At 41.5% G+C, this 14,260-nt stretch carries 13 protein-coding genes and 1 pseudogene; 2 read left to right on the forward strand and 12 right to left on the reverse strand.

Annotated features, from left to right (window positions below; all coding sequences use genetic code 11):
* Window positions 1-4 precede the first annotated feature (4 nt).
* Window positions 5-316 (reverse strand): stress response translation initiation inhibitor YciH, encoded by a 312-nt coding sequence (gene yciH / locus AACT18_RS15280; protein ID WP_094144227.1) that lies wholly within the window; start codon window positions 314-316, stop codon window positions 5-7.
* A 7-nt stretch (window positions 317-323) separates the two neighbouring features.
* Window positions 324-695: a DUF3319 domain-containing protein gene (locus AACT18_RS15285; RefSeq protein ID WP_013867787.1), complete on the reverse strand. Its 372-nt coding sequence runs from the start codon at window positions 693-695 to the stop codon at window positions 324-326.
* 102 nt (window positions 696-797) lie between these two features.
* Here AACT18_RS15285 and AACT18_RS15290 point away from each other — a divergent pair, with 102 nt between their 5' ends.
* Window positions 798-1,757, forward strand: coding sequence for a tyrosine-type recombinase/integrase (locus tag AACT18_RS15290; protein WP_094144226.1), 960 nt, complete (start codon window positions 798-800; stop codon window positions 1,755-1,757).
* Here the strand turns inward: AACT18_RS15290 and AACT18_RS15295 are convergent.
* Both AACT18_RS15295 and AACT18_RS15300 read right to left on the reverse strand, forming a co-directional pair.
* Complete coding sequence (locus AACT18_RS15295; protein ID WP_017045559.1) at window positions 1,741-2,745, reverse strand: D-alanine--D-alanine ligase; 1,005 nt, start codon at window positions 2,743-2,745, stop codon at window positions 1,741-1,743. The genes AACT18_RS15290 and AACT18_RS15295 overlap by 17 nt on opposite strands.
* 171 nt (window positions 2,746-2,916) lie before the next feature.
* A complete protein-coding gene (locus AACT18_RS15300; RefSeq protein WP_013867790.1) occupies window positions 2,917-3,498 on the reverse strand; it encodes an SPOR domain-containing protein in 582 nt (193 codons plus the stop codon).
* A gap of 219 nt (window positions 3,499-3,717) precedes the next feature.
* On the opposite strand from AACT18_RS15300, the gene AACT18_RS15305 reads away from it, so the two are divergent.
* On the forward strand, window positions 3,718-6,408 hold the full coding sequence (locus AACT18_RS15305) for a bifunctional acetate--CoA ligase family protein/GNAT family N-acetyltransferase (RefSeq protein ID WP_094125016.1): 2,691 nt from the start codon (window positions 3,718-3,720) through the stop codon (window positions 6,406-6,408).
* Window positions 6,409-6,451: 43 nt separating this feature from the next.
* Here the strand turns inward: AACT18_RS15305 and AACT18_RS15310 are convergent, their stop codons facing one another.
* From AACT18_RS15310 to vxrA, 8 genes and pseudogenes are all read right to left on the reverse strand, one after another.
* Window positions 6,452-7,348 (reverse strand): LysR family transcriptional regulator, encoded by an 897-nt coding sequence (locus AACT18_RS15310; RefSeq protein WP_017047920.1) that lies wholly within the window; start codon window positions 7,346-7,348, stop codon window positions 6,452-6,454.
* A gap of 643 nt (window positions 7,349-7,991) precedes the next feature.
* Window positions 7,992-9,161, reverse strand: coding sequence for a hypothetical protein (locus AACT18_RS15315; RefSeq protein WP_094143580.1), 1,170 nt, complete (start codon window positions 9,159-9,161; stop codon window positions 7,992-7,994).
* A gap of 299 nt (window positions 9,162-9,460) precedes the next feature.
* A pseudogene (locus AACT18_RS15320) lies at window positions 9,461-9,550 on the reverse strand (IS200/IS605 family transposase); the annotation flags it as partial.
* Window positions 9,551-9,751: 201 nt separating this feature from the next.
* Window positions 9,752-9,907 (reverse strand): YoaH family protein, encoded by a 156-nt coding sequence (locus AACT18_RS15325; protein WP_013867794.1) that lies wholly within the window; start codon window positions 9,905-9,907, stop codon window positions 9,752-9,754.
* 45 nt (window positions 9,908-9,952) lie between these two features.
* Window positions 9,953-11,143, reverse strand: a complete 1,191-nt coding sequence (locus AACT18_RS15330; RefSeq protein WP_094125813.1) for a conjugal transfer protein TraF — start codon at window positions 11,141-11,143, stop codon at window positions 9,953-9,955.
* A gap of 60 nt (window positions 11,144-11,203) precedes the next feature.
* A complete protein-coding gene (locus tag AACT18_RS15335; protein ID WP_017042833.1) occupies window positions 11,204-12,088 on the reverse strand; it encodes a DUF2861 family protein in 885 nt (294 codons plus the stop codon).
* Complete coding sequence (vxrB, locus tag AACT18_RS15340) at window positions 12,085-12,744, reverse strand: response regulator transcription factor VxrB (protein WP_013867797.1); 660 nt, start codon at window positions 12,742-12,744, stop codon at window positions 12,085-12,087. Before vxrB ends, AACT18_RS15335 begins: the two co-directional genes overlap by 4 nt.
* Complete coding sequence (vxrA, locus tag AACT18_RS15345) at window positions 12,719-14,173, reverse strand: sensor histidine kinase VxrA (RefSeq protein WP_017046913.1); 1,455 nt, start codon at window positions 14,171-14,173, stop codon at window positions 12,719-12,721. The genes vxrB and vxrA overlap by 26 nt, the downstream gene beginning before the upstream one ends.
* Window positions 14,174-14,260: the final 87 nt, after the last annotated feature.

The following is a 14,260-nucleotide window of genomic DNA, read 5'->3' on the forward strand; positions in this document are numbered from 1 at the left end:
TACGTTAATTTCCGGCTAGTTTAACTATGAAACCTTTCTTTTCTAAATAAGCTTTAATTTTGTCTCGAGCATCACCCTGGATTTCTATTTCACCATCTTTTACTGAGCCACCACACCCACAACTTTTCTTGATTTCTGCCGCGAATAGCTTTAGTGCAGTATCATCTAAATCCAAGCCGGTCACGATACTCACGCCTTTCCCTTTTCGCCCTTTTGTTTGACGATGGATTCTAACCACTCCATCTCCTTTAGGGCGTTCCATAACTTCAGGCTCAGCTTTGATACGGCCTAAATCCGTAGAATATACAAGTGTCATAAATCATTTACTTCTTTAATTGTTCTGCTTTCTGTTTTGCAAGCAAATAAGCTTCGATATGTTTTTGAATAGCCACTTTTGAACCTTTGATTAAGCGACCATTGAAAAAGCAATACCACCCATTGAGCTCACCTGTATCATTCTTCAGTGTAAAGCCGCCAAATTGCTCTTGTTTACCATTTGGAGCTTCTCTCTTCTTACCTACCGCACTGAACTCTCTAGGATCAATGATAGAGGCAGTATCACACCACCAGTCTATGCTTTTTTTAACTGCCGCAAGGTTACCAGTCAAAACATGGTTTTTGATCTTAACTTGCCATATATCTGTAGAGTTAGGCGCAGATGTAAGGGTAAATCCTCGATACGTCGCTATAGCCATATGTTATTGGTCTTTTTAATTATAGGTTAGTTAAATAATAATTGTATCTTCACCGTTATCAAGTATATTTATCGATAAACCATATTGTTATAGTGCATCAAGATGAAAAAAAACATCCCTCTCATCACAGATCCTATGATTTTAAAACAAAAGGTTACCGAATTTTCCGACACAGTTTGCTTTGAACAATTTCAACATTTGACACATTGGCAATATTCGAAGAACTCCGCTTTGGCCATGACTAAAGATTGGAATTATTTTGTTACATTTTGCAAAATAAGATGTGTTACTCCTCTTCCTGGCTCAACAACAGCTGTTAGGCAATTTATCGAAACGGAAGCTCGTTTGAGAAAATACGCGACAATCAGGCGTTACATGGTCACCATTGGTATCATCCATCGCCTACTTTCGATGAAAGACCCCACGCAAAACCGACTCACTCAACTTTCTTTGTTTCGTCTTAAAGGAGAGAAAGGCGATGATGCTAAGCAAGCGACACCGTTAACGAAAAAACATTTATTGGCACTAGATATACAACTTATTCATTCACCTCACAAAAAGGATATCCGCGATCTTGCCATCTATTATGTGATGTTTGAGTGTGCTTTGAAACGAAGTGAGCTTAAAAAACTAAGTACAGGCCAAGTCTTAACTGTGGATGGGCAAATGAAGATCATCGTGGGAAATGTCGATTATTATCTTTCTGAATCGGCCTCTCTTGCACTTAAAAAGTGGCTACAATTACTCAATAAAGAGTCGAACATTGTGTTTTGTTCAATCGATCGCCATGGCAATATTTCAAATAGATCTTTAAATGATGCGTCTATTTTCCGTATCTTACGTCATGCAGGGCAACGTTTAGGCATATTTGAATTGAGGTTTTCAGGCCAATCAACCCGTGTTGGTGCGGCTCAAGAACTGGCTAAACAAGGTTATAAAACTCAAGATATTCAGCAATTTGGACGATGGTTAAGCCCTGCAATGCCAGCTCAATACATTGGAAAGCTCGACATTGCAGAAAGTGAACAGATGAAATTTAAGGTCATTAAACCTTTTGATTGAGTGACGTTGTCACGCAATTGGCTAGAAATTCATGAAACCTATGCCCATTATGCTCTAACATTTTAGGAAACATTGAAATGGGAGTCATGCCTGGGAAGGTGTTAACTTCATTAAGATAAATGTTTCCCTCTGGGGTTAAAAAGAAATCAATACGTGCAAGGTGCCTAAGCTTCATGTGGGTAAAAACCCTAGCAGCACAATCACTTATCATTTCTAATTGATCTCTGGTTAAATTCTGAGCTTGTACTTCAGTCATCGAATGGCTAGTCGCACTGTATTTTTCTTCATAAGTATAAAATGCGTCTTCTGGTGCGATGATCTCACCCGGCTTAGAAAGATATAAAACACCATCAAGCTGATAAGCGGCAACTTCTAATTCCCTAGGTTTCACTGCTTTTTCAACCAGAACTTGTTCCGAGTAGCTAAAAGCCGCATCGATTGCGCTGTTGAGCTGGGAAACCTCGGTGACTTTGTAACAACCAACAGATGAGCCTTGTCTCGCCGCTTTAATAAACACACTTCCCCATTTTTCCAGAGCCTGCTTACACTGCTGATGCGCTTGTGCATTATTTTCTGAAAGAAAAAGATAAGGTGTATTAGGAATACCCAGCGCATCGTACCAAAGCTTAGATGTAATTTTATTAAAACTGTTAGCACTGGCTTCTGGACCACAACCTAAATATGGGATGCCAGCCAGCTCGAGCATCGATTGAATGTCGCCCGTTTCCCCTGGATAACCATGAATGCAAGGAACCACAAAATCGATATTGACGGCAACACCATTGGTATTCAACGTTGCAGCATTCGTATCTAAAAAACTCAGATCGCCCTTTTCACTGTACCAACCATCGGGTCGCATTTCGACGCGAATAACTTGAAAACCTTCTGTTTTTTCAAGTTGTGCTTGTAAATAGTTGGCTGACACAAGTGAAACTTCATGTTCTGACGAACCGCCACCACATAATAATAGGATTGTTGTTTGAGTCATTAAAATCTGTCCATGCTGCTGACGAATAAACTATAAATCATGATAATCAATTCAGTGTGAAGTTACACGGTTTTAGCCAAGGAAAACCTTTTTACTGTTGTAACAGGCTAAGTTATAAGCAATAAAGGGGCATAAGCCCCTTTGATCATTTATTCGCGATAAAATCCAGAATCAGTTCAACTTATTGAGTGTCGGAAATTCCGAATTTTTGATGGTATCAATACTTTTGGCAAAAGGTTTCATTGCTTGAAACTCGGTTGGCAGTGTTTTAATTGCTTCAACAGCATCGGCACGAGTTGCGTAGTCACCATAAAGTACGGTGTACCACTTGGTTCCATTCACTACTTTATAATTTTCCCAAATAGGTTGGCCGTCAGAATTGGGCAGTTTACTGGCAAACTGATCAACTTTATTCTGTGATCCAACAGCAACGACCTGAATGGTGTAGCCAAAACGCGGATTCATTGCCGTCTGTTTAGCTGTCGGTGGAATGAGCGCTACTGCGGCTTTGCTTTGAGGGCTCATCTTAACGACTTTTTTCTCTGTATCGTTAGGAGACATCTTCACCACATTCGTTTCGACATTGCTCTCAGAAATTCCAGTAGCCATGCCTTCTTGAGCGACTACTGGTTGCTGAACCGGAGCAACTTTGTACTCTTCACGATGGCTTTCAGAGGTGACATCGGTAATGTATGTATCAGATGCACAGGCAGCCAGAAGCACTGATAAACCGACAATTGTGATTTTTTTCATGAATTGTTCAACGCCTTAAGTAGAAATTACTATAAATCATGCCGATAGCGACGCTCAGAATCAAGCTCGCTTTGTGATTATATACCCTTGTACTGTGATTTATGGCACAAAGTCGCAGTTGTCTCACGACGTAATGATCACAATCAAACCAATATAGTGAACAAGGATAGCATTTGTTCGCTAAGCTAACGGTAATTTGTGAGTGAAAGGTTCATCAACATGAACAATTTAAATCCATTCCTGAAACCAAAATCGATCGCGGTTGTTGGTGCATCAGTACGCTCGCTTCGTGCTGGCAATATCGTGATGAAGAACCTACTTCAAGGAGGCTTCGATGGTGCGATTATGCCTGTCACGCCTTATTATCCATCCGTCTGTGGCGTATTGGCCTACAAAAGTATCGAATCTCTGCCTATCGTCCCTGACATTGCGATTTTATGCACGCACGCAACACGCAACGTCACCTTATTTAAGCAATTGGCAGATAAATGCATCAGCTCCGTCATCGTACTTTCATCTGATATGTATACTGAAGATGCTCAAGGAGTCGAAATCCAAGCCCAATGTTCTAGCATTGCAAAATCGGCAGGAATGCGCATTTTGGGTCCCAATAGCTTAGGGCTGATCCTACCTTGGTTAAATTTCAACGCTTCGTTTTCTCCTGTCACAGCCTTAAAAGGTAACATTGCCTTTATTTCACAATCTGCAGCGGTTTGTACCACGATTTTAGATTGGGCAAATGACAAAGAGATCGGATTTTCAGCATTTATTTCTCTTGGTAATGCCAGCGACATCGATTTCTCTGACTTGCTTGATTGCCTGAGCACGGATAGACACACCCAAGCCATTTTGCTTTATGTTGATACGATTAAGGATGCTCGCCGTTTTATGTCGGCAGCGCGTGCCGCGTCACGTAACCGGCGAATCTTAGTATTAAAAGGAGGAAGAACGCTTGCTGGACGTAAAGCGGCGCAAGCACATACTGGTGGAGACAATACACTCGACATTATTTATGACTCCGCAATTCAACGCACGGGTATGTTACGGGTGAATAATACCCATGAACTCTTTGCCGCTGTCGAAACACTCACTCACTCCGTTCCATTACGAGGTGAACGTCTTGCTATTATTACCAATGGTGGCGGGCCAGCTATTATGGCCGTCGATACCTTGTTAGATCGAGGCGGAAAACTTGCCGATCTTGAAGAGTCTACTTATCAAAAACTAAATCAGTGCCTGCCTAAAAGTTGGTCTCACAGTAATCCGGTCGATATGGTGGGTGATGCGGATCATACTCGCTACGTTAATACACTAAATGTGCTGCTAGATAGTGATAAAACCGATGCCATTCTCATTATGCACAGCCCATCTGCGATTGCGCAGTCTGAACAAACCGCTCAAGCGGTGGTCGATGCCATTAAAGCGCACCCTCGCCATAAACGTTTTAACATCCTAACCAATTGGTCAGGAGAACTTACCGCGCGCCCGGCTAGACAAATATTTACCCAAGCGGGCATCCCAACCTATCGAACGCCAGAAAGTGCAGTGGTGGCATTCATGCACTTAGTCGAGTACCGTCGAAATCAAAAGCAACTAATGGAAACGCCGACGACCGCAGAACCCGTTCACGTGTCAGAAATACACAGCGCGCAGCAATGGATAGCGGAGCAACTGGATATACACCCTACCCGCCACCTTGATACACACCAAATAGGCAAGCTATTTAAATGTTTTAATTTTAACGTATTACCAACTTGGATAGCTTCTGATGCCAGTGAAGCGGTACATATTGCCGAGCAAATTGGTTACCCAGTCGTGGTGAAATTGCGTTCGCCCGATATTACGCATAAATCAGATGTGCAAGGCGTGATGCTCAATCTACGCAACCGCCACGAAGTGGCAAGCGCAGCACAAGCGATATTGGATCGCACGCAGATCTCGTATCCTTCCGCTAATGTTCATGGGTTATTGGTTCAGGCAATGGCAAAGCTCGCTGGCGGTGAAGAGCTCAGGATCAAAGTGATCACTGATACAACCTTTGGCCCGGTCATTTTACTGGGACAAGGTGGTTCAGAATGGGATGAATCAATCGATGCCGCCGCCGCACTCCCCCCACTGAATATGACGCTCGCTCGTTATCTGATTGTCAGAGCAATACGCAGCGGGAAAATTCGGCTGCAAAAACTACCAGAGCCAATGAATATTGATGGGTTATCTGAGTTTTTAGTTCGTATCTCGCAGATGATTATTGAATGTCCACAAATAGATGAATTAGATATTCACCCGGTTTTAGCCAATGGCAATCAATTCACCATATTGGATGCCAACTTAGTCCTAAAAGATTACCAAGGCGACGGACAAAGTAGATTAGCTATCCGCCCCTATCCAAGTGAGTTTGAAGAAAGTGTGATCCTGAAGGACAACTCGGCCATTACCTTACGCCCAATCTTGCCAGAGGATGAGCCGCAACATGCAGAGTTTATCCGTAACGTATCAAAGGAAGATTTATACAAACGCTTTTTTTCGGATGTCGGTGAGTTTAACCATGAAGCCTTAGCCAATTTCACTCAAATTGACTATGACCGAGAAATGGCTTTTGTCGCAGTGGATCATACCAATGATCAAGAGAGTATTATTGGCGTTTCACGAGCACTCATTAACCCTGAGAATAGCGATGCTGAGTTCGCCATCTTGATCCGTTCGGATTTAAAAGGAAAAGGTTTGGGTAAAATCTTGCTGCAAAAAATCATCGACTATTGTCGCTTGAAAGGAACCTTACAAATTTCCGGCATGACCATGCCAACCAACCGAGGCATGTTGACGCTAGCGCAAAAATTAGGTTTTGAGATTGAAGTGCATTTCGAAGATGGGACGGCAGATATGGTTTTGATCTTAAATAAACCAGAATAAAGCCGTAGCGATCAGATTTGATCACTGCGATCCGCCCAAAATTTTAACTTAGCGTCCAGTTTTTCTTGAGGTATTGCACACACCACGACTTTGCTTCGCCCATTTTATTACGCCGCCATGCCATAATGATCTGCATCGATTTTTCTTCAGATCCGCTGATTGCTTTCAGTTTACCTGCGGCGATCAATGGTTCTGCTATCTGTTTTGGTAATGTGCCAATACCTAACCCTTCCACTAACGCGGCACATTTTGCACTGAAATTAGTTACCGTCAGACGCGGTTGTTTTTGCAAAATATTCACGCTCATTGCAGGCTGGTCACGCGCGGTATCGGCAATCGCAATCACTCGATACTTTTGCCTTGCTTCTTCATCAAATGCACCGCTTCGTTTGTGCACGTAATGCGAGCTGGCCGCTACCCAAACCATTGACATAGTTCCTATGGTTTCTGCTTTTACATCTTGTGGTAACGTATCGATACGTGGGCAAATCAGCAAATCGGCTCGATCGGTTGAAAGTGACTCCCAACACCCCGCTAAAATTTCTTCTTGAAGACGGATTCGTGTTTTACTGACATTACCTAACGCTTCAACCATTGGGAAAAAATTATGAATAGGGATAATACCGTCAAATGCGACCGTCAAATCCAGTTCCCAACCATTCGCTAACAAGGTTGCGTCATTCACCAATTTTTCTGTCGCCGATAAAATGGCTCTACCCCGCTCAAGAATGAGCAAGCCGGCTTCAGTAAACGTCGCTTTATGCCCTGAACGGTCAAAAATAGTGATATCTAAATCTTGTTCCAATTTTTGGATCTGATAACTCAGCGATGATGGTGCACGGCTTAGCTCATTTGCCGCCGCAGCAAAGCTGCCTCGTCTATCAATCGCATCTAAAATATGAAGCGCTTCTAAGGTAATTGGACTTTGCAAAATAGACATCCTTTGGTGAAATTGCAGTGAGTATGCAATAACGAGTATGCCTTATTTATCATCGTTGTGGTATCTCTGACGGGATGGAAAATAGACGAGGGGAACTGGTTTGGAACCAAAAATCGTAGAAATAACAAAGCCAGTTTAATACTGGCTTTGAGACACATTCATTTAAAAAGGGGTAGAAAAGTTATCAATGAGTGAGTCTATTTCTTATTTTCTGACATCTCTTTCTTAACCATGACCGCTGCAGCCACGATAAAAACGATGATTAATCCAAGCTCCATGTAAAACCTCGATAAGTGTGTAAAATTAAAGGCTAAAATATAAACAACGCGATTCTAGCAGACTGGAAAAATATAGACAGCTTTTAACGTATTGCTAACGTTTTTAGCGACTCAGTTCAAAAAGAGCGTGAATACAGAAAAATGGTAATTTTCATCACATCCGTAACTCTAGATTGTTATATTCTCTTCCTACTTGAAGCTACAGCGGTGTTTAACAACGCACCGCCGAACTCAAAAACCCACTGTAAACACTTGCGCTAAAGCCGCCACGCGTTGGCAGTCCCTCTTGAATGCATGAATGTGTATATGTGTTTCAGATGCCACAACCCATTTTTATTTCGACCGACCTAATTGACCGTTCTGAACTAGATGTTACGTGCAATGGCCACTAGCTCGTCTCGGCAAATTTGCAACCAATATTTGAGAGTCTCTTGCAGCATTCTTACCTGATCACCGATACGGTTGACTTCTTTCAGCTCCTCGTCGGTGAGAGGTCGAGAAGGTAAATTCTCTGATAATGCAGTGAAGTAGTCTACCAGCATTCCACTAGAAGAATGGAAATTCATACCAAAACCGGTAACTGGATTCTCACTAGGATCGAAGTAATAGTTCCACATAGCAAGATCCTCGTTAATGTATTCAATGGTATTTTTACCGTACTTTTCGTTCATAAAGGTATCAATATCAGACAGGCTACCAGTAAGAAACATATTATATTCGTCGCTGGAGATTTCCACAGATGAATCAGCCAGCACACTAGAGAGTAATGCCATACGCATAATTGGAGAGACATCGCCTATGCCATTAGTCCAGTTAGAATACCATTCACTAGCAGTACCCCAATTATCCTGAAATTGCGTTACTAAAGCCCCAGGGCAACCAGAATTATTTTTCATGGAATCAGTAATTGTATAAGCAAAACTGTCCTTGGGTGCGTGGTCATGAATTTTGTTAAAAAGTCCAGGAAGGTCAGCAACAAATTCATATTGATCATAGTTTTCATGAGAACCATGCATCCCTGAACCACCACATTCCATAAAACGTTGAAGGGCATCTTTTTCATCCGCAGTTAAATTGTAATCGTCAATGTGGATCAATACATCCATAAGCACTAGTTGAAAAGCGTCTTCTAACGCATACCCTGTTAATGGTGATGTTTTTGATATGTCTTCCCACATCGCTTCCATGGAATCTACAAATACACCTAAGCCCATAGCTTGCTGCTGTATCGCTTCAAGTCGAGCACTACATGCTTCGATACCAGCCGCTAGTGTCAATGCAATAGCATCCTCAGGATTACTACCCACCATAGACTGGACAACTTGTTTTTGATGAGCTGCTACCATAGCCAGTACTTCAGAATCTGCTGATTGCTCATCGACTGATGCCATAGCAGGATCGATTTTTTCAAGGTCTTTTTGGGCTTTCTTAATCGTTGCAAGGTAAGCCTCGACGTTTTGGGGACCCACTTGAGGAGCGTTTCGCTCAATGCCAATGCCGCTGAGTTGAGCATTAGTTATGTTATTGGTTATCATTCCGAGATTCCTAGACTAGATTTCATTCACTTAACAATATAATCATCAGTAAAAGCAGACAATAGACGACTCATAATCCCAGAAAAATCCTACATAAAATGGCTTTGTTTCCTAAATCATGGAACTAAATTATCAACCTACGATCTGATCAGCTAAGTTCACTTAAATACTTAGACTAATGGCCAAGTTTCGCTACAAAACCTGTTAAACAGAACATCGCTGAAAGCACCAAAAATCGAGAATATACGCTACCCACTTGCTCGTTGGTAAGCATTTGGATGATATCCCGGCGAAGTCTGGTAGAACACAGGCCTTCGGTACTTAGGTGCAAAAACTACATGATATTTACAATTCTATCGCGTGTGCGCTAAGCTCTTTTCGTCCCCCATTGGGACCCCCTTTCAATTCTTAATTAACTCTTGCAGTTGCCAGACCACAAGACGTTTTTATCAAATTGAAAGGGGTTATATAACTGACTTATAGCTGTAAGCTTTACGGAACCCCCAGCCTAGCTGGGGGTTTTCTCGATACAAAAAAGCGTCCACTAATGAGTGAACGCTCTTATGCAATGGAAATAGTTAGGTTGAGAATTAATTCGTTTTATCTGCAGATTTTTCTGCTCTAATTTGGGATGCAACGATTTTTATGGCTTCTGCGGTACTGATACCTTGAGCCATTAGTTGTTGAATTTTCTCAACAGCTTCTTGCTGTTCTTGGTGAGATAAAGTTGGAATATCATCAAACATTTAAAAAGGCTCCGGTTGATTAGGAGCCTGACTATAGAGATCGAGTTAATAACTAGCAAGGAAATTTATGTAAGCTCCCATCGCATTATCGTTTGTATAGCTTGCTCCAATGTCCAGTTGGAAGAGATTGAGAGGTGAGATCCCTACCCCTGCTGTGATTGTTCCATCAACATTATCGTATGCTAAGTTCTTCTTATATCCTGCTCTTAATTTTAACTGACGCATGATATCGATTTCACCACCTACTCGAATCATCTGTGTATTGTCATTAAAATTAGTGTAGCGCTCTTCTTCATTAAGATCATAATCCACGCTTAATGTGGCATAGTCTGCAACAATACCTACGCCTACTGTATAAAGTGGCCTCATTTGGTATGCGTAGCCAATATTGATGTCTCGTGTTTTACCGAATTGGCTCTTAAGACTCTTAGTGTAAGATTGAGTTTGAATGTCTCTCTTGACTAAATTGGTTGCGGAAAATCCAACTCTTAAAGGCCCATAAAACCACAATGCGCCGGCATCAAGGTTGAACATGGTTTCACCTTGGCCATTATCGCGTGCATCTTTGATATCGTAATCGGTTACGCTTGCTGAATATACATAGGTGTAGATGCGTTGAAGTTTAGGTGTTACACCAAAGGCAATATGTTGGCCTAAAAATGTTTGGTACTTGGCTAGCGAGAAACCCACTTCTGTTACCCCAACGGAAACAGCGTTCACTGCGCTGAGCTCTGCGTTTTCGACAGTTTGTAGCTCTGGAGTTAATGACGCAGTATTTTCGCCGCTGTAAATATCAGGAGTGACAAACGTTTCGGTATAGGCTTTGGCGAATAAATTAGCCGCTATAAATTGGTTAGGAATGGCAAAGGCGACAACACCGCCAATTTCGGCTTTTAGTTTATCATTTTGTAAATTATCTAAACTTTTCTGCAGCTGTTCAGTATTTGTGTAATCTTTTTTTTCTATGAAGTTTGAAATGCTGTCTAAATCATCGACCATGTGGTCTTCATCATTATAAGAAATCCCGAAACTGGGAACGATCATACCTACGTCATCGTTACGACGATAAATAGCCACAAGTGCAGGGTTATAAAATGGAGCAGTGAGAAAGTTCGCCGATACAACCCCTACACCACCCATCGCATCCCCTCGCGCCTCTATTGCATAATTGGCTGCGAAGCTGAAAGATGGTGTAAGTACGACTGCAAGTGGGAGTATTTTAATGAAATTTTTCATAATGTTATAAACGTGTCGTTTCCTTTATGTCTATAACGGCATATTGTCTATTATCTTTAATTATTCATCTACTGAAACATCGTAGGTTTTACTGATTACTTGAGATTGCTCAATGATAATCGGCCCTTGCCAACGTTGTTGAGTCATTGATACCGCTAGTACATAACGGTCTGCAGCTAAATTAGTGATTTCAAGTTCATTAGGATACTCAGACTCGTAGCGTTGACTCCATATTTCAGAGTATTTTCCATCGATGTAATCATACAGCGATACATTGAGTTCAGGTAAAGGGCAATATGGATTGAGTAGCGCTTTTTTTTCAATTTGCCATTGATCTTTCGAAGCCCAACGTACAATTTGCTTTGCTTTGGGTTCACCAAGCACAATCCATGCGCTCCAAGATTGCTGATCTTTGGCTGTTATATCAAGACGGTATAAACCCATTGTAATTTTACTATTGAGATTATAACGCTTTAAGTAATGTGCCTTTCCAGTGACGCTGTCACTCGAAGTGGTCGTTAATAAGCTATCGGTTGATAAACTTTTATCGACCCACTGCGCCAGTCTAATATCAGCAAGTGGTTTTTCAGCGTCCACTTCTATATCAACATGAAATGCATCTCTTCCTGGGCTCTGGATCTCTTGCCTATTAATGGTGATTGATTTAAGCCATTCGGGGAGTGGTTTTTTGTCTAAACTTTTACCGCAATCAACGGTTAATGATTGTAATAATAATTCATTGAGATGGCTCTGAATGTTTTTGTTATGTTCAAGCTGCCACACTTCGACAAGTGAGTTAAACATTGCTTCTAAATTATTATTTAAAAGATTCTGATGCGCTTGGGTAAGCGGTGTGATTTGATCGAACCACTCAACATTTTGTGCTTTGGTAGGAATAGTCACAAATGCTATGCCTACCAATAGTAAACGAGATTTCTGCATCACGCTTTCATCTTGTATCCAACACCGCGTAAGGTTTCAATCTCTAAGCCTGGAAGTTTTTGGCGCAATTGCAACACGTGGGTATCTACGGTTCTTGTCGTTGGAAAGTGGTTATAACCCCATACATGATCAAGCAATTCGTCACGCGTAAACACTCTCCCGAGATTGCTTGCTAAAAATAAGAGTAAGTCAAATTCAGTACGCGTTAAGGTAATTGAATCTTCTTTAAAAAAAACTTCTCTTGTGGCTTTATCAATAACAAGATTGGGTGTAACCACTTTCGTGTCATCCTGCCCTTCTGATTCTGGTGAACGAAGCTGGGCTCGAATTCGTGCAAATAATTCAGCCTCGGCAAAAGGCTTGGTTAAGTAATCATTTGCCCCCGCGTCCAATCCGGCCACTTTGTCTTTGACCGTAACAAGTGCGGTTAAAAGAATTACTGGCAACTCTTTTATTTTACGCCATTCTGGCAAATGCTGAACAGAATCGCCATCGGGTAATTGGCGATCGAGGATGACTAAGTCTGCACTGTCCCAATGCTGTTTAACATCTGCAATAGTTTCTGCATGTAAACAGTCATACCCTGCTTGTTCAAGGCTTACTAATAAGCCATCGGCAAGGTTTTTATCATCTTCAACGAGAAGCAATGTCTGTTTCACAGGGGATCTCCAATATAAATGTGGTTGGCGGTCCTGCGAGTGTCATCTTACCACCCATCCGACCTACCATTGATTCTACAATAGTCAAACCTAAACCTAAGCCACTTTTGCTGACAAAAGGTTTACGTAAATTTCTCCAATCTCGATGATTTAACAGACCTTGATCTGTAACTTTGATCGTGATTGAATTTTGTTTAGTTGTTACCTCTAACGTAACTGGAGCAACACCGTATTTTACTGCGTTTCTAATTAAGTTATCGATGCATGTCCCAAGCCAATAAACATTCAGTTTAGCTGCAATATCTTTGTTTATAACAAGATCTATGCTTTCACGAAACTCTTCTTCCACTTTGTATTGTAACCATTCTTCAACGGAAGGTACCCAGTCTGTTGCAAGCGGCCTGCTCTCTGACTGTAAATAATCCTTACTGGCTTCGGCCAGTTGCCGTAAACGTCTGGAATCTTCGCATAGCCGTCTAAACTCATCGTAAACAGTTGATGGTAACCTTTCAAATTCGCGCCGAAATCCTTCAACGGTTAGCGATAGACTTGCAATGGGTGTTCTGAGCTCGTGAGTAAGAATCTGCAGCACCAACATACGACTTTTCATTTCCTGTCGTTTTGAATTCCAACGATAAAGGGACCAGCCTAATACAAGTATTATGTTAGCTAGGACAAGAATTACCATACTTATCCGTAACACGTTGGAATGATCTTCAACATTCCAACAAATGTTGCCTCTTTGAATAAAACAGGTCGAATTTTCCGAGGCCATGCTATAGCTGAGTCCTGCTTTACTCGCGTTGTCTAACCATACGTCTTCGTTAAAAACGTAATACATATCCCCTTTTCTCAGCCAAAGATCGCTGTTCTCTACAAACATGGTTGCACCTGATATAAGTGCTAAGATCGTATCTTCATTCATGTTTTGGATGCGGCCAAGCAAAGAATCCACACTTGCTTTGGTGCGCTCTCGTATGTGCATATATTGTTGCAACTCGACAAATTTCTCAGGGTATTTTTTCACATAACGAGCCGCATATGTCCCACCTCCTGGGTGAATCAAAGCGCTTCTCGCAAACCATTTCGACGGTAATTGAGATCCTTTACAGATAGCTCTCGTGAAGACTAATGGCTCTGTTATGAGTGGGCTCAGCGGCAACTTACCTGTACAGCTTTGAGATAATTTGTATAACAACTGTAGATCTTTTAAAGGGTATTCAGCCGTTTGCGGTAACATTGATTCGGGAGTCAATAAGCGAGTTGGATAATCAACCTGCAAAGTACGGATATCATAACTTACATCAGCGGTACTATAATCAAAAAGCGACGCAAAAAGGTCGATGCGTTCTGGCAACGAATCGGCATAGGTTTGAATAGGTATTAGAACTAAAATAGTCCAAAAGTAGGTCTTAATCGCTTTAAACAAGTTTTATTTTCATTAATGGTTTAGATTAAAAACTATATAACATTATTAACTAATAATACATTGCACGTGTTATATCCATGTCAATAA

This window comes from Vibrio sp. V04_P4A5T148 (assembly GCF_963875605.1).
In the GTDB taxonomy this organism is placed as follows: Bacteria; Pseudomonadota; Gammaproteobacteria; order Enterobacterales; family Vibrionaceae; genus Vibrio; species Vibrio anguillarum.

Bases quoted from the DNA above. Each gene is read 5' to 3' on its own strand.
- AACT18_RS15285 (WP_013867787.1), bottom strand. From the start codon at position 695: ATGGCTATAGCGACGTATCGAGGATTTACCCTTACATCTGCGCCTAAC.
- AACT18_RS15290 (WP_094144226.1), top strand. From the start codon at position 798: ATGAAAAAAAACATCCCTCTCATCACAGATCCTATGATTTTAAAACAA.
- yciH (WP_094144227.1), bottom strand. From the start codon at position 316: ATGACACTTGTATATTCTACGGATTTAGGCCGTATCAAAGCTGAGCCT.
- AACT18_RS15315 (WP_094143580.1), bottom strand. From the start codon at position 9,161: ATGATAACCAATAACATAACTAATGCTCAACTCAGCGGCATTGGCATT.
- AACT18_RS15305 (WP_094125016.1), top strand. From the start codon at position 3,718: ATGAACAATTTAAATCCATTCCTGAAACCAAAATCGATCGCGGTTGTT.
- AACT18_RS15300 (WP_013867790.1), bottom strand. From the start codon at position 3,498: ATGAAAAAAATCACAATTGTCGGTTTATCAGTGCTTCTGGCTGCCTGT.
- AACT18_RS15310 (WP_017047920.1), bottom strand. From the start codon at position 7,348: ATGTCTATTTTGCAAAGTCCAATTACCTTAGAAGCGCTTCATATTTTA.
- AACT18_RS15325 (WP_013867794.1), bottom strand. From the start codon at position 9,907: ATGTTTGATGATATTCCAACTTTATCTCACCAAGAACAGCAAGAAGCT.
- AACT18_RS15330 (WP_094125813.1), bottom strand. From the start codon at position 11,143: ATGAAAAATTTCATTAAAATACTCCCACTTGCAGTCGTACTTACACCA.
- AACT18_RS15295 (WP_017045559.1), bottom strand. From the start codon at position 2,745: ATGACTCAAACAACAATCCTATTATTATGTGGTGGCGGTTCGTCAGAA.